The sequence below is a fragment of the Zobellia alginiliquefaciens genome (assembly GCF_029323795.1).
GTDB classification, from domain to species: domain Bacteria; phylum Bacteroidota; class Bacteroidia; order Flavobacteriales; family Flavobacteriaceae; genus Zobellia; species Zobellia alginiliquefaciens.
Map to the genome: position 1 here is coordinate 2,806,440 of NZ_CP119758.1, position 25,988 is coordinate 2,832,427.

Consider the following 25,988-nt stretch of genomic DNA (forward strand, 5'->3'; position numbering starts at 1 on the left):
TATATTATGATTATTTCCAACTTTCCATGTTAATTTCCGTATTCGCGTAAATTAACGTATCGATTACGCTATGCTCCGCATCATTATGCTTGTAATTGTATTTGCAAATAAACGATTGAGTGTCATAATCATATTGGGCGGAACCAACCAACTCGGTAATTACCGAGGTTGTGTCTGCCGATAGCAAAGCAGAACCATCCGAAGGACGGAACTTCAGGTTATATATAAAATCACTACCACTCTCATTATCACCGATGCGAGGTACTGAAAGAACGTCTCGCTCTTTCGTATTTAGAAAAACGAATTTATTCAAAACCAATGCTGGGTTATTGTACTCTATGCTAGAAGCAACGGTGCCGTCTTGGTTAAGTTCATCATCTTTGCCCTTAACATAGTAACGACCATCAAATTCATTCTTAAATTTAACGGCAACAATGGAAAATTTCTTGCTATCAAGAATAGAATCGGTTGTACCTCCGGTCAGTAGGAACGGAATAGCGTAAGTGTTCTGCGCTCCCTCTGGGTACTTTACCAAAGAGTCTCTTTTGATGGTCACGTTAACAAAACCAACGTTTGAATCCGTAATGTTTATAGTAGACGGGTCGGACAGCGTATACCAGGAAGACGGCATCACCTTGATACCCATATCCGTATATTCCGAATTATTGGTTATTAAAGTATCCGAAATGGTATAATTTAAAGTCGCTAATGCACCATCATAGGAATATTTGCCACCATAAGTGGCTCCCACATTAATTTCAAAAGTATCTGACCCTGGGTCCAATATGACGGTACGAACGGGATATTGATTAGCAAAATATGCAGCTGTACTTTCAAAATCTGTTTGATAATCGTCATAACAAGCAGTCATCAAAAAAGCAAGAAACAGCGGAAGTATGGTAATCTTTTTCATTTTTTTCATTTTTGAGTTATTTCCAACCATCATTTTGTTTCAAATTAGAGCTTGTTAATATTTCACTCCTTGGTATTGCTCCGTATCTCATATAATCAGGGAAAGAAACTTGGTTTGGGTATACGTTCTCGTTAAAGTTATAGTTGAATGTAGTTCCATTATCATCAGTAGAAACTTCCGATTTCTTAACAGTGGTATTTAAATCATCGCCCCATCGTCTAATATCATAAAAGCGATGACCTTCAAAGCACAGTTCGATACGTCTCTCGTTTTTAATGAGATCGGTTAAATCTGTCAAGCTTGCTAAATAGGGGTCGCTAGCTATGGAGGAGTCCCCATCAGCTGGGATTCCGGCGCGATTACGAACTAGTCTTAATGCTTGTCTTGCCGAAAGACCATCAATCATTACATCTGGTCCTACCGCGTTATTAGCCGCTTCCGCAAAATTCAGATAGGCTTCCACTGCACGGAACATGGCTGTAAAGTGCCAAGGGGTTTCAGAACTTACACCAGCAACGAAACTTGGTTTTTCAGTTATCCATTTTCTTAAATAATAGTTGGTACGGGAAACACGTGAATCGTCTGAAATATTTGCAGCGCCTACGGAAGTATTGCCTCCGTTCCACATTTGAATGTTGAGGTTATGAAATTCCGCATTGTTATAGATAATAGTCATGTAAAAGCGCGGGTCTCTGTTTTCATAGGGCATATCCTCGCTATACTCCGAGTTTGCCGAGTCTGTTATTGGGTAACCATTGCTCATAGGAAAAGCATCTACAAGGTTTTGCGATGGGTTTGTGGAACCTTGAACGGACAACCCTAATGAGGGCGGGTAGTTGTCTTCTTCCCAAGCCTTTGTTTGGTTTGCCCTTCTTAAAATTAACTCAGGGTTAGCATCTACCTTGGTAAAAAAGTCGTCATCTATGGTATTTGGGTGATAAATATCGGGTAGATTACCAAGAGCATCTATAACCTTTTTGGCCGCTTCTGCAGACCGTGTATAGTAACCAGCTGCCTGAGCAGAGTTACCTGCGGAAAAAGCCGGACTTGCAGCATAGAGAAGTAATCTAGATTTTAATGCGTTACAGGCAACCGTTGTAGGTAAACCTGCAAGTCCGTCTCCATATATGGTAGACTGTAGGTTGTCATCTGGGTGTGAGTTCACGTATTCATCCGAATATTCAGGTAATAACCCTGAGGTTAGTGCAGTATCTATATGTGCAACAATAAACTCCACACTTTCTGCATAAGGAGCTCTTTTTAATTCTAAAGCCTCTTCTTCTGTTATGACCTTGTCAACAATAGGAATACCCATGATTTCACCGTCTACTGGTCCGGCATAATCTCTTAAAAGCTGAAAGTAATTTAAGGCTAGTAAAAAATGCGCTTCTCCCTCCATTCTCTTTTTTATCTGGATATTTCTATCCTCATTGGAGTTTCGGTACACAATATCATCATTAAGGCCTACGGAAAGGAATTTGTAGATGTTTTTAATATACCTGTAGTTATTGTTCCAAGTGTAAATGGGGTAATTGCCAGAGGTGAAAAAATTGGAGACCGTGTGCATTTTCCAAGCGGTAGAGTTGTAATCGTTAGAAACGGCATTGTCCGTAGCACAATCTAGAAAGTCACCAGAAAATGTTGTGTAACTTCCTGGAATGGCTCCATAGGCAGGCACATAAAGGCCTTCTACATATTCAGGATTTAGCTCATAATCCAGTACTGTTTCTTCACTTAGATTATTGTTAAAGTTAGGTTCGAAATAGTCACTACAGCCTACTGATACTATAAACAGTAGTAGGAGTAATATATAGTTACTTATATTTTTCATCTTTTAATATTTTTTTGTTTTCATTAGAAGCCTATTTTCACACCTAAAGAGACGGTGGTATATCTTGGAGCTGAGGTTAAACCGGAATTTGGTGATTGAGCATCTAAAGACCAATCGCTACGGAAAGTCATGAGGTCATCCGCTTTAATAAATATGTTGAGGTCTTGAGCTGCGATCGATGCAGGAACAACATCTGGAAATTTATAGTTTAACTCTATATTATTTAGTTTAAAATAGTAGGCATTCTCTAAAAAGAACGTAGAACTATTATAACTATGGGCAGAATTCTCGCTCGTTAACCTCGGTAGGGAGTAGTTTGCATTAGCTAGGCCAATAGCATTGCCGGAGCTATCAAATGTTGGAACGGCCGCATCATAAACAAATTTAGAGTACTTGGCATTTCCTTTATTGGTATAATAAGAATTCCATGCATTCATTCTATCGAACCCGCCTACGCCTTGTCCTCGTGCATAAAAACTGAATTTTTTATATTGAAGATTAAGTATTGCGGAATAGATATACCTAGGCGTACTATTTCCTATTACGGTCCGATCAAAGTTATTTATTACATTATCATCATAGGTGTATTCGGAGCTAGAATTAGATAGGTTTTTAAATTTTAGATCCCCTGGGATTATAGGTCCTAAACTAGAGGTTAATGGGGCGCCGTTTTGGGCACCATAACTTGCAATATCTTCCGCACTAGTGTAAAAACCGTCGGCAACATAGCCCCAAATGGCATCTGTATCCTGACCGACAGTGTTTTGAAACGAAAAATCATTTAGCTCATCGTACTGTGCCCACTGTGAAATGTAATGTGTGAAATTACCACCAATAGAGTATCCGAAGTCACCCAATTGGTCTCCCCACTTGGCAGATACCTCAAAACCTTTGTTGTCTATTGCATTGTAGTTGGCAACGATGTTTGGCGTACCGGCTAACTTAGGAAATGCATACTGTATAGTGGTAGGCATGCCTTCTCTTTTTTCGGTAAAGAATTCCGCATCCAACCTGAACCTATTCCTAAACATCCTGGTGGTTATGCCTATGTTCAATTCAGTAGATGTTTCATAGGTTAAATTGGGGTTCCCGGCTTGTACATATTGAGTGCCTATTAATGATTCTGAGTTTTTGACCCCCGTAGCATAACTTCCTGACCAATATTGGTAGTAGTCGTTGTATAATAAATATTGGAAGGATTGGTCATAGCCAATTTTACCGTAAGACGCTTTGAGCTTTAAGTAGTTTATCGCTCCCAGATTGTCCATAAATTTTTCTTCGGATACAATGTAAGACACTCCAAAAGCATTGAACAATTTCCATCTATTGTCTTTGTTGAACCTAGTTGATCCCATATAGGATGAAGTCACTTCAGCTACATATTTATCCTGAAATGCGTAGTTCAATCTCAATCCAAAGTTCATACTCTTGTCATCTTGTACTGTCTCCATATTAGCGGCGACGGTTTTTACGGTCTTATTGTCTACTAGATAGTTGAGAGTAGCATTTAGAGCATGTTTACCAAAAATCCGGTCATAATCTAAATAAGCTCCACCACCTAAGTTTCGATAATAAGAATCCCCCAAACGTTGCTCATTACCTTTTGGGTTGTAAACGCCGTTTACTATAAGAGTATCTTGCTGCGCCGCGGTCAATGCAGGTTTTAGTGTACGGTAGGTAAGTGATTTTCCTTCGGATATATAGTTGTTCATATCAAAAGTGGCATAAGCCCTAGCTTTTAATCCTTTAATATATCTGCTGAGATCAAAGTTCATTCCTATATTGGTTTGTGCAATAGACGTTGTGCGTCTCTGATAACCGGAATAGGCAAGTTCTCCGTATAGGTTCTTTCCGTTTACGATGTCTGAAGTTCCCAATGAATCCACATTTGCTTGCGCACTAATGAAAATTGGGTAATCCGTAGGCTTGGTACTGGATAACTGGTTAAAAAGTTCGTTATCACTAACATGGCTCCCGTTTTCCGTAAAGAAACGTCCTGAAATATCTAGATTTACGGAAATGACATCGTTTATTTTGTAATCTAAATTACTCCTTACATTTACAGCATTGTTCTTGTTTTTTTCTCCAACCTTTACAATACCATCTTCGCCTACATAACCCAGATTGAAAAAATATCGGGTTTTCTCGTCACCTCCTACCAGCTGGGCATTTACATTTTTGTAATTCTTTGTGTCATTGACGAACATATCATAATAATCCACATCCGGATATCTATAGTCCGTTCCTGCCAAAGCAACATCTTCGTTGGAAAATAAAATATCTTTTCCGTCGTTTCTGAGGGCTTGATTACGATATTTCATGTAATCGCGGGCGTCAACAAACTCCGGATAATTTCCCGCGCTCCGGATACCGGATTCTACAAGAAGGGAGATTCTTTTTTTAGAATTTGTGCCTCTTTTTGTCTTTATAACTACTACACCGTTCGCCCCTCTACTTCCGTACAACATTTTGGCCGTTGCATCTTTAAGGATGTAAACTATGTCTACTTCCTCTAATTGTAAAGAACTTAAAAAACGGTTAGAAAGTCCGTCTATAACCACTAGCGGACCATCATTTTGTCCACCTCTGGATCTTCCTCTTACACGCCCTAGCGTAAAGCCGGGAACCTGACCTTCTATGGCCGCTGATAGGCTTGGATATCCAGAGTGTAACAACTCATCACTTGTAATTACGTCTATGGCTCCTACAAGCCTATTCTCGGACACTTTGGTGAACGGTAGCAACAGGGTGTCTTGTTTTGTGTTACGAATTCCATCTTGTGCCATGACATCATCTATGCAAAATAGACAAAGCAAAGCGCATGATAGTGTCAATATATATTGTTTCATAATTTATACTTGTTTATTGTTACCAACCAGGGTTTTGTTTAAATGATTCAAACATATTTACATACTTAATATCCAAGGGATACCAATAATGCTTGTCTTCAAAGACCCTTGGGACATCCAATTTTTTGTTGACATAGTTAAATGAGCCATCTGCATTTTTAGTTACACTGGCTTCGAAGATTCCTTCCGCCAACAAATCTTTGGCTGTGCGCCATCTGCGGATATCTCTCCATCGACGGAACTCTCCATAGAATTCTACCGCCCATTCATTTCTTACCCTTTCTCTAAAGATTGACTTATCTGTTAAGAATTCAGAACGAACATCTGGCATTCCTATCCTGTTGCGTATCTTGTTCATTGCTTGGCTAGCTGTTGTTACATCAATACCGGCGGAAACGGCTTCTGGTATATTCGTGGAAGGACCATATACTTCATTGCCCAACTCCGCCAAACCTAGATACATATCTGCTAAACGGATAAGCGGAAAAATTCGGTAATAGTTCTGGGCCCACTTATTATCATATTTGTTATATCCCAATTTTCTCCATTTTCCTGCGTCAAAATAACCTGTGTAAACAAGACTTTTGCCTCTATAATACTTATAGTGCCAACCTTCGTCTCCAGGATTTGACCAAGCTTGATTTTCATAAGTAGAGTTATTTCCTCCACCTGGGTCTGCTAGGTACATTTCATCACCCGGGCAGTAAATGAACGAACGTAAACGGGGGTCTCTGTTATCATAAGGGTTGTTAGGATCGAACGATGGATCGGCCGAAGAGAAATTTTCTACGGGATATCCGTTTATGGTCTCGAATTTATCTACTGCGTTTTGCGTAGGAACGTTGAATACGGCCCACCCACCATCATGTTGAGGAAGGAACCATCCTACTCCGGAGTTGCTCCGGTTCATAGGTAAATTCCAGTTGTCCGAGTTTGTTGGGACAGGTTGAAATAGGGCTTCATCACTAATAGCTCTATCTTGCGACATCCAATTCTCCATATAGCTATCCTTGTCGTAAAGTTTATATCGGGTAGCTCCACTATTGACCAGCTTAAGCGCGTTTACCATTGCTGTAATTCCCTTTTTTGCATATGTTTCGTCGTATGAGTCTTGTCCAAAGGGTAAAGCATCTCCATTGGTGTTCATTAAAGGACTTGCTGCATACATGTAGGCCATAGCTTCAATGGCATAGGCAGAAGCCTTGGTTAAGCGACCAATATCTAAAGGGTCTTTCCATTTATTCGGTAAATATTTAACTGCATCTTGACAATCAGCGGCAATAAGATCTGCACATTGCTGAAATGTTGGTTTTATGTGATCAAAATTGAATTCTGTAGAGAATGTCTTACGCTCTCCACCCGTAGTGTCTATTAATGTTATACCTCCATAACGCCTAACTACTTCGAACATATGCCATGCCCTAAGTGCATGTGCTTGGCCAAGTAATTGATTTTTTAATTCTGTTGGAGAGGCACCTACTTCAGCGGGAAAATCGGTAAGCTTCTCAATGTTTTCAATTGCTAGTCCCATAGCTCTAATTGCCTTTAGGGATTTGCCGGCAGGAGAGTTGTAATATGGGTCAGACCCGTAGCTGGTTTCTGAGTTGAAATTCATACCAAAATCTCTCCAGTTAGCGTCTTGCCATAGGCCTTGGTTAATGGATTTATAAACGGGCATATCTGTTTTTACGGCTTGTTGCTCATCTCCCATAGCGCCAACATAGGCTCCCCAATTAGATGAAGTAGCCACATAATTCATAACTAGCCAGTTGGCCCTATCTACAGCCCCTTTGTAGTTGTAGTATTCTGAATAGACAACCTCTGCGTCAATGCCCATTTCTGGATCTGCATCCAAATAATCCTCACAGGAAACTAGCCCCAGAGAGAATGTTAATAATACAATTAGTATTGTAGTATATTTTTTCATGTTTATCATATTTTAAAATGAAACCCTTAAGCCTACATTATATCTTTTTGTAATGGGGTAGACCTCTAATCTATTGGCTTCGGGGTCGAACGACCTCGGAAGATATTGCCAAGTGTATAGGTTATTTCCATTTATATAGAATTCAAAATTGTCAAAGGCGCCGACCTTCTCTAGCAGTTTTTTAGGTAAACTATATTTGAGTTCAACATTCCTAAGCCTTACAAATGTGCTATTCCTATAAGAATAGTTACTACTTTCTTTATAATGATCAGTTTCTGAAGTGTGTAGTACCGGTACATCCGTATCTGTGTTATTTGGTGTCCACGCATCTTTTTGTTCATTGTTCTTAAGCATGAACCCAAGACTGGAATTGGTGTTGTATGCGTATAAGAAGTTAGCGGATAATTGCTTGGATATACCATACATTCCATTGAACATAGTGGTTAGGCTCCAGTTTTTGTAACCAAGACCAAATGAAAAAGCAAAGGATTTAGTGGCATAAGAAGGGTCTCCAATAGAAACTTGGTCGTTCTGGTCAATAATACCATCTGCGTTATAATCGTTGTATGTGAGGTCCCCGGGTATATATCCTCCAGGAAGTAGTGCCGAAGGAGTATAGGCGTAAGCGTCGTCCCAGTTTTGTGCCAATCCGGTACCCAACATTCCTTTGGTCCAACCTATAGGTTTGCCAGCTTCTTTTTGGTAGTCAGGGGTAGGAGTAGGGTCGTCTCTTTCTACAATTCTGTTCTCCGTAATGGAAAGATTTCCCTTAAGCCAGTAAGAGAAACTATTATCAAAACTATCGTCCCACTGCAATTCAATATCTACCCCATGGTTTTTGGTTCTTCCTATATTTCCATAAGGGTTTGCGTTTCCGTACCAATTAGGAATAGTTCTTCTTTGCATTAAGATACCCTCACGATCTTCTTTAAAAAGATCTACAGTTGTTCTTAGTCTACTGCGCAATACGTTAAATTCAAAACCTAAATTTTGTTTAATTGCCGTTTCCCAAGAGACATCCTGTACCGGTGGGTCATCCTCCGAATAAATATAAAGTCCATCTGCATTTTGGTTTCCAGTAATGTTTGGGATATAACCATATGCCATTCTAATTTGATTGCTGGAGTAGGAGCTGAGGTAGGCAAACCTGTTGTTTCCCAAACCTTTGTCTGAACCTATTTTTCCGTAAGAATATCTGATTTTGAAGAAATTTATGAACGACAGCTTATCTTGAACGAAATTCTCTTCTGTCAAAACCCAGCCAAGAGCCAAAGAGGGGAAAAAACCAAAACGTTTACCAGGGGCAAAGTTTTCGTTACCATTATAAGCTCCGTTGGATTCAAAAAGGTACTTGTTTTTATAACCATATGTAACACGGCCTACCCATCCCTCTTCGAAATGAGGAAAGCTAGCACCGTATTTGTCTTTTCGGCGTTGAAATAGACCTAAAGCACTAACTTTATGGTCTCCAAAAGTTTGGTTGTAATTAACGTTCAGTTCATAATATATACTGCTATTGTAACCATCTATATTTTCATTGCCCAATCTTGCGGGGTTCTCAAAATCATCTAGGGTAATTGGTTCTTGAACAACATTTCCGTTGTTATCTAAATTTGGATTATAACCATCCGATGAAGGAACGTAGTAGTAAATTGGAGCATCGTTCCATCTTTTACTAACTTCGGATAGATAGTTCCTATAATAATTATAGGATAGTTTTCCCGATACATAGACGTTATCGTTCAAATCTTGTTTTAAGATAAAATCGGTATAGAGACGATTGCTCTTTTTGCCATATGAGCCTTCCCGTTCCATCATTCCCAAGTAGTTCACATTAATAGAGTTGTTATAATCATAGCCTAACCTACCGTTCTCGTATACCGCCGGGGCATTAATAAGCGCTGTAGAATACATGCGCTGCATAATTGTGCCGCCACTGCCTGCAATACCTCCGTTTGTGTTTTTTGTATTAAAGTTTCCGTTCCAGTTGGTCATGTCACCGGAAAGCTTGACACTGAACAATGTAGATTTTGAGAAGTTAAAATCTAAGTTGGTTCTATAATTAAAACGATGTTGATATGTACGAGGGTCGAATTCCGGTTGTTTTTGTAAATCAAAAATATCCCCGTCATAATTATAGCCGAATGATGTAAAATATTTTACACGTTCGTTACCTCCACTAATATTAAGATTGTATTGGTGGGTATAACCTGTTTTCATCAACGAGTTGATAAAGGAGGTATATTGGTAGTATGGGTTATCTGCATACGCTGGGTCCCTCCATCTATCGATATAAAATTGAGGTACAAGCTTATCGTAATTACCATCATTCTGTTGGGCAAGATTAAAGTATTCCAGATTGGTAGCATAATCGGCCGCATAATCTGTATCTATCGTTGGTGATTTCATGCCGAAGTTTGCCGTAAACTGTATTTGTGGTTTTCCAATACGACCTTGTTTGGTGGTAATAAGTATAACCCCATTTGCTGCCTTAACCCCATAAACAGCGGTGGCCGAAGCATCCTTTAATACTGAAATCGACTCGATTTCGTTTGGATCAAGGTTATTAAAATCACGCTCTACACCATCCACCATATAAAGAGGAGAACTATCGGTCCAAGAGGAGCGACCCCTAATTAGAATGTTGGCTGCTGTAGAACCTGGTTGGCCTGCGGCCTGCATGGTTGTGACACCCGGAAGAAGTCCTGTTAACGCTTCGGAAATGGTGGTTACACTTCCTGCTTTTAAAAGCTCTTCTCCTTTTGCTTGGGTAATGGAACCAACTACTGTTTCCTTTTTTTGGCTTCCATAGCCAACCACCACCACGTCTGACAGTTGTTCTGCGTTGCTTTCCATGTTTACATTAATGGTAGTCTGCGCTGCTACCGGTATTTCTACCGTTTTAAAGCCTATGTAGCTGAATAATAATATAGCGGATTGGTCATTCTCTAATTGTATTGAAAAATTGCCGTCTATATCGGAAACGACTCCGTTGAAGGTTCCTTTTTCAATAATATTAACACCCGGAAGTTCTATGCCATCCGAGTCTTTGGTGGTTCCGGTAACTGTTTTAGTTTGTGCGTTGACAGATAGGCTTGCTATGCACAACAAAAACAGGAGTAAGCGAGGACAATTATTGCTGAACTTAATTTTCCATTTTTTATTCATCATAATTATGTTTAGCATAAATTTTAGGTTAGCGTATTTACCATATATGTCCTGGGAAGTATCGCATTGATGCTAATGGTCATAAGCATGCCTTTCTTTGTCCACATATTTCGGACGATTGGTTTCAGAAATAGAATAATCACATGGCTCGTAACAGTTTTCGGAAAAAGAAAAAAAGGTTGGATTTTCTTGATAAAAAGTAAATTGAATCTCATATATATGTGGTTAAAATTGGTATTGCAAAAGATGTAATTTTATGTTAATTAAATTGCTTCATATGGGTTTATGGACGTAACATATGGTCATAAATATTAAAATGTGTTAATATTTTGCGCATATGATATTTTTGAAATCTATATTTTTTTAAATAGATAATTTAAGGGGTGTTTTCTGGTAATTTCATATTGTTTAAGATGTTTCTGATCATCTTAAATCATTGCAGGAATGAACAGGGATATACATAGTAATCCCTGTAGGAAATTTTATTGTATTGAGAAAAAGTGCTTAATAAATGATACGGTAAAGTCCTCTTTTAAGTGAGCTTATTTTACTCTGCGGGTAAAGACTTCTGTATACCGCAATTTAATGTCTCAGATATGGAGTCGATATGGTTTTGAGCTTCATCAATAGTCATATTTTTGAAAAAAACGAACCTGTCAATTTGTAGGCCATGAGAGCGACCACCAATGTTTAAAGTATACTCACCAGCCTCAGGAAAATTCCCTGTTAACCAGCCATGACCCGCGCTATGTATTTCTGCTACGCCATTAAGTGTGAAACTGTCATCGCTTCGACCATAATATTTTTCAAAATGGTTGAGTTGTAGGTCTTTGGCATATCCAATATTTTCTGATAAGTAAATCCATATATCATTTCCCTTGTCAGTACCACGGTGTCCTTTTGGTTGTCGCATTGTCCACTTTATGGTGTAAGCCCCTGGATTAGTTATTTTGAAAGTAAATGAAATAACGTTGTTCATATTTACCTTGGGGTATGAATTATCCCCGTCAAAATAAATATATGCCCCACCTGAAGCTCGTTCGGTATCTTTTCCAAGTTTCCAAGCTCCCTTTAAGTCAAAGCGTTCGGCCTCAAAAACAAGAAGGCCATCTTTTTCTTCAACATTGCAATTAGAAGCACATTTAAAGGAAATAGACCTCCACCTTCCACGAGCAAAAGCGTAAGCATCACCTTCGGGGATTTTACCGTTGGAATGGGTATTGGACTCAATTTGAATAACATCGCCTGTTTTTACGGACACATTCTCAAAAGTTTTAGAGTAGGGAGCCATATCCGGACTGTTTGCTGGATTTTGGAATTCACCAATTAATACATCGTTAACCTTAAGTCGGTAGGTACTTTCGCCGTCTTCTTCCGTCAAAGTGGTAAGAGTAATGTCGTAAGTTCCGCTGTTTCCTTCAAATATCTTCTGCGTTGCTCCAAATTTATTTTTGTGGGTAACCGCGTCAATTGCTACTGCGTTTCTAGAGTGATATTTGTAGGGTTTTACAAAAGAGTCTACTTGTGATATTTCAAAATCCTTAATACCTACAAACTTAGCATCGTCACACTTGGGAAGTGGGGAAATACCATTTCCAATAAACTTTTCCAGTTTTTTAGGATTTCCATCTTCATCACCCAAAAGCAAGTACCAAACCATACCGGCGTCAGATATATCTGCTCCTTTATTTTGGGGATGAAATTGAGTTCTACTAAACAGCCATTTGATGTCTGGGTCCGAATGGTCCCTCATCCAGTGATATGGAGAGAAATCTGTATTGGAGCACCATAGTTTGCTAGGGTCTTCACACGCATTTTGATCCTTTATTTTTTTATACTTGATAAGATTTCCGCTTAATGCTATAGTTTCTTTCATGGTATGATGCGCATTTCTGCGCAAGTGATTGTCATTGTAGCCACTATGGGAAATAACGTATACATTTCCTAAAGCTTCTTTATTGCCGTCATCTACAATCTTCTCTACTGCCCTGTAGAAAAATTCAGATGGTCCCATATGAACAAAATACAAAGGATCTTTGGCTGTGGATTTCTTAATCTCATTTGCCAAATGGTCAATTGCTGCGTTATTGTTTTCCGGAACGTCAAAAAACCGTGTGGAATCAAAATTCCAACGTTCTATGGCACCGTTTACCCCGTCGGCCATATAGTTCGTTTCTGTGGTATGTGCAGTTGCGGCAATAAAATTGTTGTATGAGAAGTGAACCAATTTGTCTTGTAATCCTAGCTTTGCAATTATGGCCAAAGCCGCAGGAGTGCCAGCCCAGTCATCAGGGTCGGCACGTGGCCATTTTGCTTCGGGGTGGTTATCTGGCTGATTGTTTCCGTCTGCACTAATAGCAATACGGTTGTTGTTATAACCTAGACTTTGGGCGGTCATTAGATTTGTTGATATAAAAACTAAGACAAGGAGAGTTAAAAGGAGTTTGGAGTACATTATTTTTTTTTATGGTTAATTATTTTTCCTCTCTATATAATCTTGAAGGATTCATAGAAATATTCTTCGTTTTAATTGCTGGATCTTTAAGCAAATGGGATTATAGTAGCACAGATGAGTGTTATGCAATGTAAGCCGAAGTGAGATATTTAATGATAAAAAATACAGTAAGGAAACTGTAGAGGATACTGTGTCTTTAACTGTTAACGAGTATTTTTAGAATGTTGATAATTAGACATTTAAGTATTTTTTTAACACTCTTGTATAAAAGTAAAGACATTAGGTTAATTCAAAACAAAGAGTATATTTGAGTGATATGATAACCGAAGCAGACCAAAAAATTATAAAAAAAGCCCTCGATGATTTATGTGCTCATCCAATTTTCACTAATTCTTTAGTATATAAACAATTACTGAATTACCTAATTGAAAAGGCGATAGAGAAAAAGGATATTAAGGAATTTACCATTGGAACCGAACTTTTTGGTAAAAACTATTTAGATGACAAAAATGACGGAACGGTACGCACACACATGTATAAACTTCGTAAAAAATTAGCAGCGTATTATTCTAATGAGAATTTGCAGCATGAAATAATATTTGAAGTTAAAAAGGGACAATACAATTTGGATTTTGTTTCTCCAAAAGAATATTTTAAGCATACCAGATACGCTGAGTTCCGTATTTCCTTGCAATCGCTAAAAATTATAGGGTTGATTCTGTTTTTAGCTTTGGTTAGTACATTGGGCTTGTGTGTTTACTCTAATCGGCCACCCGATATTTGGAAAGCTTTTTTTGATAATAAGGACGAAAATTTGGTAATCATTTCGGATCAATACATGATGATGCATACAAATATCCAGGGAGAAAAACACCCGACGATGTATTCCGAAGTTAATAGTAATGAAGATTTTTTCGCTTTTAAAAAGAAGCATCCAGATAGAAAGCTGGAAGTGACAGATTTTACACTAGTTTCAAAAATGGCTCCCTATGGGATTAAGAGTTTGGATAACTGGTTTTTCGAATGGAACAGTGACTTTAAGCTTGAGTTGGAAAGTAATGTCACGCTGAACAATATTAAAGAAAATAACATCATTTTTATAGGTCAATTTAAGACTATGAATCTTTCTAAGTCGTTTTTTTTAAAAGATAGTAAAGTTTTTGCTACATATGGAGATGGATTTAAGGTTTTGAACAATGGAAAAGAGAAAATTTACAATACAAAACTTGAAAACGGTAAAAAAGTAGAGTATGCACTTGTTTCCTTTTCAACATTAAGCCCCAACAAGGATGCCCTATTTTTTGTATCCAATAACGATATTGGGGTCATGGCTACATTACACTTGTTTACCGACCAAAAATGGCTTAAAGAACTAACAGCAAAACTTCCCGAAAAACGAAGTAAGTTTAATGCTCTATTTGAAGTTAGTGGCATGCAAAGAACCCAAATGAGTTGTGAATTATTAGAGCTGGAAATAGTAAAAGAATAAGTAAAAGCTGATAATTCTAAGTGTCATAAGCGTGGTCTGGAGATTCATATTTCTAAGGAAACATGACTGGCTAGTATGTTTTCCATAGTTTATAAACTTAATTTTCATGATAATTAAGTTTGCTTAAGTTTCAAATTCATTAAAATATAAAAGTAAGTAATGAAAAAGATAACCTTGTTGGTACTTGTAATAATTGCTTTTTGCTTCGGAGTGAAGGCACAGGATAGACCAAATATAGTAGTGGTTTTAGCTGATGATATTGGTGTAGGAGATATCTCTTATTATAGAAAAATACATTCTGAGACTATTATAGTAGAAACACCAATGTTGGATCAACTGGCAAAAGAAGGTATGATATTTACTGACGCACATTCGCCGGCAGCCTTATGTGCTCCAACCCGTTATGCTATTATGACGGGTTACAACTGTTACCGAAGTTATGCTCCTTGGGGGGTGTGGGGTTCCTTTCAGCCCTCGCCAATAGAAATGAATCAAATGACATTGGGTAAAGTGATGAAAAATGCCGGCTATAATACCGCATTTTTCGGAAAATGGGGTTTCGGTATGGATTTCTACAGCAAACATGATGGGACAAAAATATACAGGGCTCCACGTTCAAAAATGGAACTAGATGTAGATATTCGACAAATAGCAGGAAGAGGCCCGTTTGAAAATGGCTTTGATTACAGCGTTACATTTCCTGCGGGAATTCAAGATGTGCCTTATGCTATATATGAGAACGAACAATGGATGCCCTTAAGAGAAGGTTCTAAAATAGATATAATCACTCAAGAAAAAATGAATAAGCTTGGTGTAAAACTTGATAAAGAAGAAGGTTTGGGTGATTCAGGTTGGAATCCCCACCATATGGGGCCTTTACTGGTAAACAAAGCAGTGGATTATATTGATAATAGCGACGGAAAATCTCCGTTCTTCATTTACTATTGCTCACTTGCTGTACATCTGCCCCATACTCCAGCAGATGAATTGAACAACAGAAAGGTAGCAAACACAACACCTTCTTATCATCTGGATATGGTTAAAGAGCTGGATGTTCAGATGGAGATGATAGTTCAAGCTTTAAAAAGGAAGGGCATTTATGATAATACAGTTATAATATTTACTTCGGATAATGGAGGATTGCAGAGAAAAGAAACCATTCAATCCGGACATAAATCCAATGATATTTACAGAGGTGGAAAAAACTCCGCCTATGAAGGAGGCCATAGAGTACCTTTTATTGCTTCATGGCCGGGAAAAATAAAGCCTAAATCTGTTTCTACCGTTCCAATTCTAGGTTTGGATATTTTAGCCACAATAGCAGACATATCAAACCAAAACCTGGAGGAAGCCCAAGTAAAGGACTCAGCTAGTTTATTGCCTATTTTGCTAGGGGATAGTGGGGAAAATGTGCATCCTTTTATAGTAACTCAATCTGGAACAGGTAAGGAAGGGATTATTATCAAGAACGGTTGGAAATTGATTGTTGATTTTGATAAAAAAGATAAAACGGACGAAATTAGAAGCCCTTCTGCACTTTTTAATTTGACCACTAACATAGAAGAGAAAAAAGATTTAAACCTAATTGCTGATCCAAAATATAAAACTAAGGTTGAAGAGTTATTTAAAATCTATAATCAAGCACGAGACAACGGTTTGAAAACTAAAATTTAAATCTGCATTTAACTTAGGTTCGTAAGGAATAAATGGAATAAGTAGAAAACAAGCGGGATTTATAACCCACTTGTTTATTCTACTTTTAAACAGTTCGGTTTTAAGGGAAGCTTACAATTTGTTCCAGGTCTGACTTGGTATACATTCTGCTCATACGAATTGCTTTATTACAATAATTAATTTGAACAAAAACACAATTTATTATTGTTTCGTGTAACTTATATTTGTTTTAATCAAAAGAAATTTGCATGAAACTATAATTTCAAATAAAATCAAATGTTTTAGAGCATGTATATTTGCATCAAACAGCAATTTAGTTGCATGATGGATAAAATAAATTACAATCGGATTAAGGCTGTATTAGCCGAAAAGAACGTGTCAAGTAAAGATTTAGCTAAACACCTTAGTAAAACAGAATCTACTGTTTCTCGCTGGTGCACAAATGATGTTCAACCTTCTGTTGAAGCATTTTATCAAATTGCAAATTATTTGAATATTGACATCAGGGATCTTTTTGTTTCAACACTTGATAAATAGCTTATGGGAACTGTTGAAAAAAAGATACAAAACTTAAAAGACAAGCTAAATAAAGAGCTGAGTAAAGAAAATTCAGACAACAATTTAATCCTTTCTCTATCTCATGAAATTGCAGGTCTTGATAATGAAAATGTTAGATTTTCTATTGATGCTGGTGTAATAGATCGTTTAGGAAAAGAGTTAGTAGCACGACAAGAAACAGCAGTTTCAGAATTAGTAAAGAATTCTTATGATGCTGATGCAACAGAAGTAAATCTTACTTTCTTTGATTCAGATATTAAAGGAGGTACTCTTCAGATTGATGATAATGGAGAAGGAATGAACCGTGAAGAATTGATTGACGGTTTTATGAGGATTTCCTCTACTAGCAAAATACATAATCCAGTCTCAAAAAAGTATAACAGAACTAGAGCAGGGAAAAAGGGAATTGGGAGATTTGCAGTTCAACGATTAGGTAAAAAATTATCAATAATTACACAAAAAAAGGATTTAGATTTCGGCTTAAAACTGTCTATAGATTGGGACGATTATAAACAGGATCTAAATCTTCTTTCTATTTCTAATACACTTGAGGTTATTCCTAAAGAAAAAGAAAATGGTACCACTTTAATAATTGAAGATTTAAGAGATAAATGGTCGACAGCATCTATAAAAAGAATTTATAGATATGTCACGGATATTATACAACCTTATACACTTACCGAGAGAAAACAAGATGAAGATGATAATAGGATAAAAGAGACAGAAGATCCTGGGTTTATTTCTACTTTTCATAAATCAACAAATAATGTAACTACAAAAATTGCTGACGAAAAAACTGAAATTTTCAAATACTCAGTTGCAAAAATAGAAGGCTGGATAGACTCTAAGGGGCAAGGTGTTTACACAATAGAAAGTGATCGATTGGGTATTAATGAAATAGGTAATATTGGAATTAATCCAGATGACGAAAAAGCACCGTTTGAGAAACTAAATGAGATTAAATTCAGTGCTTATTACTTTTTGCTTGATTCCGAATTTATACCAAAAATGCATAGTGGTAATGTGAGGAAGTTTTTAAGAAACCAAGGAAGTGTTAGGTTGTATAGAAATGGATTTAGGGTTCTACCTTATGGAGAACCTGGTGATGATTGGTTAAAACTGGATGCTTCTCTTAGAACGAGAAGTATTTTACCTTCACATGGTAATAACAATTTTTATGGTTTAGTAGAAATGTTGGACAAGGATGATCATTTCGTTGAGACTTCTAGTAGAGAGGGATTAGCTGATTCAGAAGAATTAAGGCAACTACAGAATTTTATTTATAGAGTTTTATTAACAGGTGTTATTAAGGTTGCTGAAGTAAGAAATATCAAGATAACTACCAGTCAACAAAAAGATGATGAGGGCAATTGGGAATCTACAGATTTAAGAATAAAGAATATTTTTAAAACGATAGAAGAGTTAGACCAAGAATTAGAGGATGACACCTTAGAAAATAAGAGTAAAAGAAAAAAACGTGTTAGACGCATAAAAGAAGATTTACAGGAACTACAAGAAATTCAAACATCAGAAAAAACTAAAATGATTAAAGAGCGAGCTATGCTGAGAGTTCTTAGTAGTGTTGGTCTTTCTATTGCACAGTTTATTCACGAAATTAAGTACTATATGGTAAGCATTAGAAGTGACATTGATTTTCTTACGGAAAATTTAAAATCTGATAGTGTTGCTTTAGAAAGAACTCTTATACTAAAAGGTAATTTTTCTACATTTCATACTTATACTTCTTATTTTGATGACGTAATTTCTAAAAACATATCTGTAGAGTTGGAACCTCTAAATATGGAAGAAGTTGTAAATGACTTTTTAAACTCTATTAATCTAGAAGCTCAAAGGTCTGGAATTCAATTTATGGAGCCGGAAGTGCCTATCTATCGCGTTTATTCAAAACCAATGCATCGCTCAGAATGGGCTTCAATTCTATTCAATTTTTATACAAATTCGAAAAAAGCGATAAAGAGGGCTAATTCTGAAGGGAAAATATTAATAGAAATTGGGGAAGAAGAAAATATGATTTTTCTTGAATTCTCAGACAATGGTGACGGTATATCCAAAGAAATCGAAGACAAAATATTTGACGAATTTTTCACAACTACTTCAGCTCAAAGTTATGAATCACTGGAAACAGCTAATGAGATTTTAGGGACAGGACTGGGCTTAAAGATTGTGAAAGATATTATTAAAAGTTATCGGGGTAATATATCCGTAGTTTCTCCAAAAGACGATTTTTCAACTACAATTAGAGTGGAAATTCCAATAGCAACAGAAAAAGATAAGAAAGAATATGGCTTATAAGTTATTATACATAGAGGATGAAGACTCAAGTTCTATAGTAGCAAATCTAGAAAAAAATGGAAATTTCATAGTTGAGACATGGAGTCCAGACAGTTTAGAGGAACTAGGGGGGAAGATTAAAGGAATGGATTTGTTAATTATGGATTTTAGACTAACCCATAGTAAGACTATTGTTGATGGTCCAGCATTTGCGCAAGCTTTAAGGACAAAGAATTCTACTATTCATATGAATATACCTATGTTTCTTTTTTCTGTTGAAAATAACATAACTGATTATTACAAAGATTACACAAGTCAAGATTTATTTGATTTTTCAGTACCTAAGGGAGAATACTTACTTCACTCTGATAAGTATAATGATAGAATAATCTCTGTGATTGAAGGCTATAAATGTATAATTGAATCAAAAAATGACTTGAAATTGATTTTAGATATTAGTGAGGATTTTAAGAACGATAATTTGGACTATCGTATTGAATTCAGCTTATCTAAAAAACTTTTTTCCGAAGACGTTTATGCATTCTCAAGTTTCATTCACCATAATATTATTAGGTCAGTCGGTGTTCTTATAGGTCCTGATATGCTTTCAGCTAGGTTAGGAGTTTCGCAAGAATCTGATGATTGGCCAGAATTGTTAAGTAAGCTTGAAAATATAAAGTATACTGGAATTTTCTCTAAAGTTTATGATAGATGGTGGGCGGATAGCATTTCTGAATGGTTTAAAAGTTTAGATGAACAAAAAAGATCACTAAGAAGACTAACCGCAGAAGATCGCGTTACTTCTATTAAGAAAATTACAGGTTTACAGAAGTTAATACCCCTTGAAAAAATTCAAAAATCAAACTATTCTGCTATTAGTTCAAAATTTTGGACTATTTGTAAAGAGACGAAAATGCCTATTGATTATATAGATGGTTACGAGCTTTACGATAGAGACCTGTTTGTTTGGCAAGAACCTGAATATATCAGTTTTTTAGGTAAATCTTCGAAGCGATATAGTAAGTATATTAAACCAAATGATCAGCAAAAAATCGCGGCATTAGAAACTAAATTGAAAGAGGATGTGGGGAATAAGTAACTTCTTAGCGGATTTAAAAATTCTTAACCGAAAAGTTAGGCTGTATGATATTCCCATCCAGTCTAAAGAATTAATAGAACTTGAGTCCGAATTCGAATGCAGAAATAATGAGGATATATCTCATGTCATAAAAGAAGTTGAATTCACGTTAGACGAATGTGTGTCTGGAACAATCCCGGCAGAAATTGCGTATTTCACATTCTACATGAGTTTAAATTTTATTCCCAATTATAATTTGGACTTTGATAATCAAGATCCTTTTCATAACGATAAAATTAATTATAGAAATAATGACATAGATTCTTATACTTTTCAATTAGAAATTGTCGCTATGAATCGGGATAGTGATGAATTTTATAATTGTTGGCATTTAGATAGGCATATTACTGGAGGAGATTTAAGTAAAGTAATACATCCCTTCTACCATTTTCAAAACGGTGGAAACAGAATGGAAAAGTATAATAATGATATTAAACTTGCAGTATTTACTAGTGCACCTAGGCTACCACACCCACCCATGGATTTGTTTCTTGCATTTCATTTCGTAATTACAAATTTCTACAATAAAAATTCTTTTTCAAATATTGCAAATTTATTGAATGATGATGAATATATAGAAATTATTGAGAATGCTCAAAAAAGAATGTGGAAGCCTTATTATGCGGCATTTAATGGTGGCGCTCACACCGACTATTCGATCCCTAACATTACTCCTTTATATACTGTTCATTAATGAAGAAGGAAATACATAAATATCTAAAAACATATTCTTATGATGTTTTCAAAATAGACAAACTAATAGTTTCGTCCTTTTTGTATTCCAATGATATTATTGCTGTTAATAATAAACTTATTTCTAGTTATTTAATCTCGAAAGAAGATGAAGATTATGAAAGTGTAGAGGCTATTTTACAAATCAATCCTACCATTAGCTTTGAAAGTTTAGTCGAATTATTTGAATTTGTTATTTCGCCGAAAGAAAAGATTGTAACTGGGGCTATTTATACACCTAATTATATTAGAGAATACATTCTTGAGAACACACTTTCTAATTTTGAAAATGTTGATGAAATAACCATTTGCGATCCCGCTTGTGGTTGTGCAGGTTTTTTATCTAATGCCGCAAAGAAAATCAAGCGTATTACAAATAAAACATATTTTAATATATTCAAAACCAATATTTTTGGCTTAGATATTCAAGAATACTCTGTTAGAAGATCAGAACTTTTACTTTCCTTATTATCAATTATAGAAGGAGAGGATAATGAAATATTTGAATTCAATTTATTCAATGGTAATGCCCTAAACTTCCAATGGAATGAGAGTATTCTTGACTTTAAAGGATTTGATATTATTGTTGGGAATCCCCCATATGTTTGCTCTCGAAATATAGATGAAGAAACGAAAGAATATTTAAAGTTATGGGATGTTTGCTCCTCAGGACATCCAGATTTATACATTCCATTTTTTGAAATAGGGTTATCTATTCTTAAACCTAAAGGTTATTTAGGATATATCACTATGAATACTTTTTTTAAAAGCATAAATGGTAGAGCATTAAGAGAGTATTTCCAAAATAACAAAAACGAATTTAAATTAATTGATTTTGGAGGTCAACAAGTCTTTTATTCAAAATCGACCTATACTTGTTTATGTTTGATAAAAAAAACAAAATCAGAATTCTTGGAATATTCAAAATTGGATATACCTACTAACCTTGGCTCCTCAAAAATAAAATTTAACAAAATCCCTTATAGTTCATTAGGTAGTTTGAATGGGTGGAATCTTCAAGAAATGGAGATCCTTAATAAAATTGAATCAATTGGCACTCCTTTAGGCGAAAAATTCAAAACTAGAAATGGAATTGCAACTTTAAAAAATGACATCTTTATTTTTGATCCTATTGAAGAAGATGATAAATATTTCTACTTGCAAAACGGTAGCGTGTATCCAATTGAAAAAGATATTTGTAACGAAATTATCAACCCTAATAAGCTAACTAAAATTAATTCTATTGAACATTTAAAGAAGAAGATAATCTTCCCATATTATCATGAAAGCGATAATGTTAAACTGATTAAAGAGGATACTTTCAAAAAAGATTTTCCAAAAGCTTATAAATACTTAAGCACAAAAAAAAACATCCTAGCCAAGAGAGATAAAGGAAATGGAAAATATGAAAACTGGTTCGCTTATGGAAGAAATCAATCATTGGAAAAATTAAAACACAAGTTATTTTTTCCTCATATAACGCCAAAAACGCCAAATTTTGTAGAAAGTCTTGATGAAAACCTATTGTTTTACAATGGTCTTGCACTTATCGGTGAGAATGAAAGGGACTTATTGTTTATGAAAAAAATATTAGGTTCAAGACTCTTTTGGTTTTACATAATCAATTCAAGTAAGCCTTATGGTTCTGGATACTTTTCATTGAGCAGAAACTACATTAAAAGATTTGGTATTTATGATTTTTCTGAAGAAGAAATAGATCAACTGATTAATGAAGAAAATCAAGAGAAATTAGATCATTTTATTGAATCTAGTTATGGAATTAAGAACCTATTTGAATAGATATGAAACTAAACAATCAAGATTATAATCTGATACTTGAATCACTTGAGTACACAAGATTCAATTATGAGAACTCAGACAAACATCCAACATATGAGTTCAAACTGTAGCCTTCCCTAAATGTAGCCTTACCCTTTTTAGGACATCGCTAAATTCATAAAAATATCATTTTTAGGGAAGGCTACAAAAAGGGTAAGGCTACATTATGATATCATATTTTCAACAAACGTTTTGGTGTGTTGAATAATTTTATGTTTAAGTCCGGTAAAATTGAGGTTTGCAATATGGTGAGTAGTGCATTTTACAATCCAGAAAGGTAACATAATAAACTCCATAAGTGTGGTGAATAGGTGTGGTTCTATTTAAACATACGGCATTATTTATAAAAAAGATGTGGTTTTCTACTGTATCATGACATAAGTTACCGTCTGTTTAATCCATCAATTTAATAGTTTATTAAGGGTTCATGAATTCTGTAATTTGTTTCATGGTAAGTATAGGGTTTGCACCTTCACTTTTTGCCACCATTGCGCCAACAGCACAACCAAAGTTGATTGCCTGTTGCGGTCCGTTCCCATTAAATAATTTGAATAATACAGATGCCAAAAAGGAATCTCCTGACCCAACCGTATCAAGTACTTTTATCCTATATCCGCTATTATAATAAAAAACCTTTTGGTGATATAGGACAGCCCCATAAGCACCCTTGGTTACACAAATAGTTTCCGTATTCGTAGTTACAGAAATGTATGTTATGGTCTGCTCCATAGAATTGTACCTGGATCCAAGATTAGCAGCAATCTCAAACAATTCTTCATCATTAAATTTTATAAAGTTAGCTTGTAACATTAATTCTGCAACGAGTTCATTTGTATAATGAGGGGCTCTTAGATTAACATCAAACACTTTATACGAAACTATTTTAAGCAATTCCCTCAATGTTGAAAGCGAGGTTTTATCTCTGCTCGCTAAGCAACCATATATGAAGAAGTCCGTTTTTTTGATATAATTTATATCTTCTGATTTAAGAGAAATTTTGTCCCATGCAACAGGATAAGCTATATCGTAAGAAGCAACTCCCTTATCATTTAAAACTACATTGACACGTCCTGTTTCGTACTTCGGGTTGATTTCAATTCCATTAGTATTTACGTCATACTTTTTTAGATAACTAATTATTTTTTTTCCAAATTCGTCTTTACCTATAGCACTTATTAAATAGGAGTCGATGCCATATGATTGCAGACGTAACGATACGTTTAAAGGTGCACCTCCAATTTTTGAATGAGTTGGGAATATATCGAACAGAACTTCACCGAAACAAATTGCTTTAATTTTTTTCATTTTTTTACTTAAAAAAGCACGAAGTATTAATTCTCCGTGCTTTGATCAAACTAACTCAACGAACTCAACTTTTATTAATAACCAGGATTTTGCTCATAGAGCCCTCCAGTAAAATCTATTTCTCTTTGTGGAATTGGATAGTATTCATCACGACCGGCTGTAAATTCAGCACTGGACAAGAAATCTCTTTTAGTTTTTTCTTCGGATAAATATGCGTTTAACACATCTGCGGCTTCTCCCCATCTTACCAAATCAAAAAAGCGAGGGCCCTCCATGCCAAATTCCAATCTTCTTTCAAATTTTAAAGCTTTCCAAGCGTAATCCTTATTAGGAAAAGAGGTGTATGGTTGAATATTATAAATATCGGTAGCTCCAGCATCTATTTGTCGTTGAGTACTTGCTGCAGCACGTGTCCTTACCTCATTGATTAAGGGTAGGGCTTCATCCCATCTGTCCAATTGTATTAAAGCTTCGGCCTTAAATAATAGAATGTCTGCATATCTAATGAAATCAACGTTTTTAGAAGTGCCAACAAATGGTCCTTCTTTAACATAACAAGAGCAATCTGGCGACTGTTGTTCTTTCATGTTGCCAAAATAGCCATAGACACCTGGGTCTCTAGCCCAGCTAAAGTTGTAAACCATATCACCTGCTTCATTCACGGTATTTCTATACTTAAAAGGGCGCCCTGGTACACCAACCGTATGATCTAATCTGGGGTCAACAGTTAATCCTGAAGCAGGGTTGACTATCCCATTTTCATTTACTGAATTCAAGATGTCTTCATCATTAAAAGTATCCAAAAGAGGAAGCCCATCTGCATCGGTTTTAAAAGCGTTTACCATGTTTTGACTCGCCAAATGAAAGCCACAACAGCCGTAAAGTGCGGAACCGTGGGGAGAGTTCAACCCCGTAACAAAACTTACCCTGCTAACTTTAGTACCGTCATTGATTGAAAACTGAGCAGCCCAAATAGATTCAGAACCATTGTCAAAACCATCTAAAAAGTTGTTTCCATAATCTGATTCTAAGCTGGCGGTAACCTCATTAGAATAATCTATAACTTCTTGTAATCTAGCAGCATTAATAGCAGTGACTTCGTGCTGGTCATTTTGTTCGTAGGCCTGATAAAGTCTTAATTTTGCTAAATAAGCTGCTGCGGCATTTCTATCAGCCCTTCCTACCTCATCTTGTGACTGAGGCAAGTTCTCATACGCAAAAATAAAATCTTCAGCTATTAGATTCCATAAGTCTTCATTAGGCAAATCGTTAGCTATCTGGGAAATTTCTTCCTGCGTAAGTCCTTCTTTAATAAAGGGTATTTTTTTAAAGAGCTGTTTTAGCATAAAATGTGAATGAGCTCTTAAAAAGCGGAGTTCTGCTTGCCTTAAGGTTTTGTCACCATATTCTGCATCTGGAATTTCATTGATAACTGATAGCGCAAAGTTGGCACGGGAAATAGCTTTGTAATAATTGGTCCATGTTCTAGGAGCCATCCAATCTCCATAATCAGGGATTGTTAAATTGTATTGTTCATAACGGTCAACCACATCGACGTCCCCACGTCCCCCTCCGCCCTTATAGGCATCATCGGAACGTACACTGCCATATACCCACTGGTGGGTTAGAGGGCCTACCATTTCATCATTTGCAATACCTGCGTAAGCAGCTACCACAAGAGATTCGGCATTTTCTGCCGTTGCAACGTTTTCATTAGATAGAACACCCTCTGGTTCATATTCTAAAAAGTCCTTTTCACAAGAGGTCGACATTAATAGGATCAGTATGCCGGCTATATATATACTATTTTTTTTCATG

The 25,988-nt window shown here is 36.1% G+C and carries 15 protein-coding genes; 7 read left to right on the forward strand and 8 right to left on the reverse strand.

Translation table 11 applies throughout. The features are described 5' to 3' along the window. Positions 1-10: 10 nt before the first annotated feature. The 6 genes from P0077_RS11815 to P0077_RS11840 form a co-directional block, all read right to left on the reverse strand. A complete protein-coding gene (locus P0077_RS11815; protein ID WP_276165455.1) occupies positions 11-913 on the reverse strand; it encodes a DUF1735 domain-containing protein in 903 nt (300 codons plus the stop codon). Positions 914-929: 16 nt separating this feature from the next. Continuing rightward, positions 930-2,744: a RagB/SusD family nutrient uptake outer membrane protein gene (locus P0077_RS11820; RefSeq protein ID WP_276165456.1), complete on the reverse strand. Its 1,815-nt coding sequence runs from the start codon at positions 2,742-2,744 to the stop codon at positions 930-932. Positions 2,745-2,767: 23 nt separating this feature from the next. Continuing rightward, positions 2,768-5,593 carry a SusC/RagA family TonB-linked outer membrane protein gene (locus P0077_RS11825; RefSeq protein WP_276165457.1) on the reverse strand — a complete coding sequence of 942 codons (2,826 nt, stop codon included), beginning with the start codon at positions 5,591-5,593 and terminating at the stop codon, positions 2,768-2,770. A 19-nt stretch (positions 5,594-5,612) separates the two neighbouring features. Further along, positions 5,613-7,520, reverse strand: coding sequence for a RagB/SusD family nutrient uptake outer membrane protein (locus P0077_RS11830; protein WP_276165458.1), 1,908 nt, complete (start codon positions 7,518-7,520; stop codon positions 5,613-5,615). A gap of 12 nt (positions 7,521-7,532) precedes the next feature. Then, complete coding sequence (locus P0077_RS11835; RefSeq protein WP_276165459.1) at positions 7,533-10,706, reverse strand: SusC/RagA family TonB-linked outer membrane protein; 3,174 nt, start codon at positions 10,704-10,706, stop codon at positions 7,533-7,535. A 529-nt stretch (positions 10,707-11,235) separates the two neighbouring features. Beyond that, positions 11,236-13,086 (reverse strand): hypothetical protein, encoded by a 1,851-nt coding sequence (locus tag P0077_RS11840; protein WP_276165460.1) that lies wholly within the window; start codon positions 13,084-13,086, stop codon positions 11,236-11,238. Positions 13,087-13,450: 364 nt separating this feature from the next. Between P0077_RS11840 and P0077_RS11845 the strand changes: the two genes are divergently transcribed. From P0077_RS11845 to P0077_RS11875, 7 genes are all read left to right on the forward strand, one after another. After that, positions 13,451-14,632, forward strand: coding sequence for a hypothetical protein (locus tag P0077_RS11845; protein ID WP_276165461.1), 1,182 nt, complete (start codon positions 13,451-13,453; stop codon positions 14,630-14,632). Positions 14,633-14,791: 159 nt separating this feature from the next. Further along, positions 14,792-16,306 carry a sulfatase family protein gene (locus P0077_RS11850; RefSeq protein WP_276165462.1) on the forward strand — a complete coding sequence of 505 codons (1,515 nt, stop codon included), beginning with the start codon at positions 14,792-14,794 and terminating at the stop codon, positions 16,304-16,306. 321 nt (positions 16,307-16,627) lie between these two features. Further along, entirely contained in the window at positions 16,628-16,843 is a 216-nt protein-coding gene (locus P0077_RS11855) for a helix-turn-helix transcriptional regulator (protein WP_349292949.1), read from the forward strand. A gap of 3 nt (positions 16,844-16,846) precedes the next feature. After that, positions 16,847-19,177, forward strand: a complete 2,331-nt coding sequence (locus P0077_RS11860; protein ID WP_276165463.1) for a sensor histidine kinase — start codon at positions 16,847-16,849, stop codon at positions 19,175-19,177. Continuing rightward, a complete protein-coding gene (locus P0077_RS11865) occupies positions 19,167-20,255 on the forward strand; it encodes a hypothetical protein (protein ID WP_276165464.1) in 1,089 nt (362 codons plus the stop codon). Before P0077_RS11860 ends, P0077_RS11865 begins: the two co-directional genes overlap by 11 nt. After that, positions 20,239-20,988 carry a hypothetical protein gene (locus P0077_RS11870; protein ID WP_276165465.1) on the forward strand — a complete coding sequence of 250 codons (750 nt, stop codon included), beginning with the start codon at positions 20,239-20,241 and terminating at the stop codon, positions 20,986-20,988. The genes P0077_RS11865 and P0077_RS11870 overlap by 17 nt, the downstream gene beginning before the upstream one ends. Continuing rightward, positions 20,988-22,826, forward strand: coding sequence for an Eco57I restriction-modification methylase domain-containing protein (locus P0077_RS11875; RefSeq protein WP_276165466.1), 1,839 nt, complete (start codon positions 20,988-20,990; stop codon positions 22,824-22,826). Before P0077_RS11870 ends, P0077_RS11875 begins: the two co-directional genes overlap by 1 nt. A gap of 456 nt (positions 22,827-23,282) precedes the next feature. Here the strand turns inward: P0077_RS11875 and P0077_RS11880 are convergent, their stop codons facing one another. Both P0077_RS11880 and P0077_RS11885 read right to left on the reverse strand, forming a co-directional pair. Then, complete coding sequence (locus P0077_RS11880) at positions 23,283-24,170, reverse strand: carbohydrate kinase family protein (protein WP_276165467.1); 888 nt, start codon at positions 24,168-24,170, stop codon at positions 23,283-23,285. Positions 24,171-24,244: 74 nt separating this feature from the next. After that, the gene (locus P0077_RS11885; RefSeq protein WP_276165468.1) at positions 24,245-25,987 is read right to left on the reverse strand and encodes a RagB/SusD family nutrient uptake outer membrane protein; all 1,743 of its coding nucleotides are present in this window, start codon (positions 25,985-25,987) and stop codon (positions 24,245-24,247) included. Position 25,988: the final 1 nt, after the last annotated feature.

Coding starts and splice junctions, on each gene's coding strand:
- P0077_RS11815 (WP_276165455.1), bottom strand. CDS start 913: ATGAAAAAGATTACCATACTTCCGCTGTTTCTTGCTTTTTTGATGACT.
- P0077_RS11820 (WP_276165456.1), bottom strand. CDS start 2,744: ATGAAAAATATAAGTAACTATATATTACTCCTACTACTGTTTATAGTA.
- P0077_RS11825 (WP_276165457.1), bottom strand. CDS start 5,593: ATGAAACAATATATATTGACACTATCATGCGCTTTGCTTTGTCTATTT.
- P0077_RS11830 (WP_276165458.1), bottom strand. CDS start 7,520: ATGAAAAAATATACTACAATACTAATTGTATTATTAACATTCTCTCTG.
- P0077_RS11835 (WP_276165459.1), bottom strand. CDS start 10,706: ATGCTAAACATAATTATGATGAATAAAAAATGGAAAATTAAGTTCAGC.
- P0077_RS11840 (WP_276165460.1), bottom strand. CDS start 13,086: ATGACCGCCCAAAGTCTAGGTTATAACAACAACCGTATTGCTATTAGT.
- P0077_RS11850 (WP_276165462.1), top strand. CDS start 14,792: ATGAAAAAGATAACCTTGTTGGTACTTGTAATAATTGCTTTTTGCTTC.
- P0077_RS11855 (WP_349292949.1), top strand. CDS start 16,628: ATGATGGATAAAATAAATTACAATCGGATTAAGGCTGTATTAGCCGAA.
- P0077_RS11860 (WP_276165463.1), top strand. CDS start 16,847: ATGGGAACTGTTGAAAAAAAGATACAAAACTTAAAAGACAAGCTAAAT.
- P0077_RS11865 (WP_276165464.1), top strand. CDS start 19,167: ATGGCTTATAAGTTATTATACATAGAGGATGAAGACTCAAGTTCTATA.
- P0077_RS11870 (WP_276165465.1), top strand. CDS start 20,239: ATGTGGGGAATAAGTAACTTCTTAGCGGATTTAAAAATTCTTAACCGA.
- P0077_RS11875 (WP_276165466.1), top strand. CDS start 20,988: ATGAAGAAGGAAATACATAAATATCTAAAAACATATTCTTATGATGTT.
- P0077_RS11880 (WP_276165467.1), bottom strand. CDS start 24,170: ATGAAAAAAATTAAAGCAATTTGTTTCGGTGAAGTTCTGTTCGATATA.
- P0077_RS11885 (WP_276165468.1), bottom strand. CDS start 25,987: ATGAAAAAAAATAGTATATATATAGCCGGCATACTGATCCTATTAATG.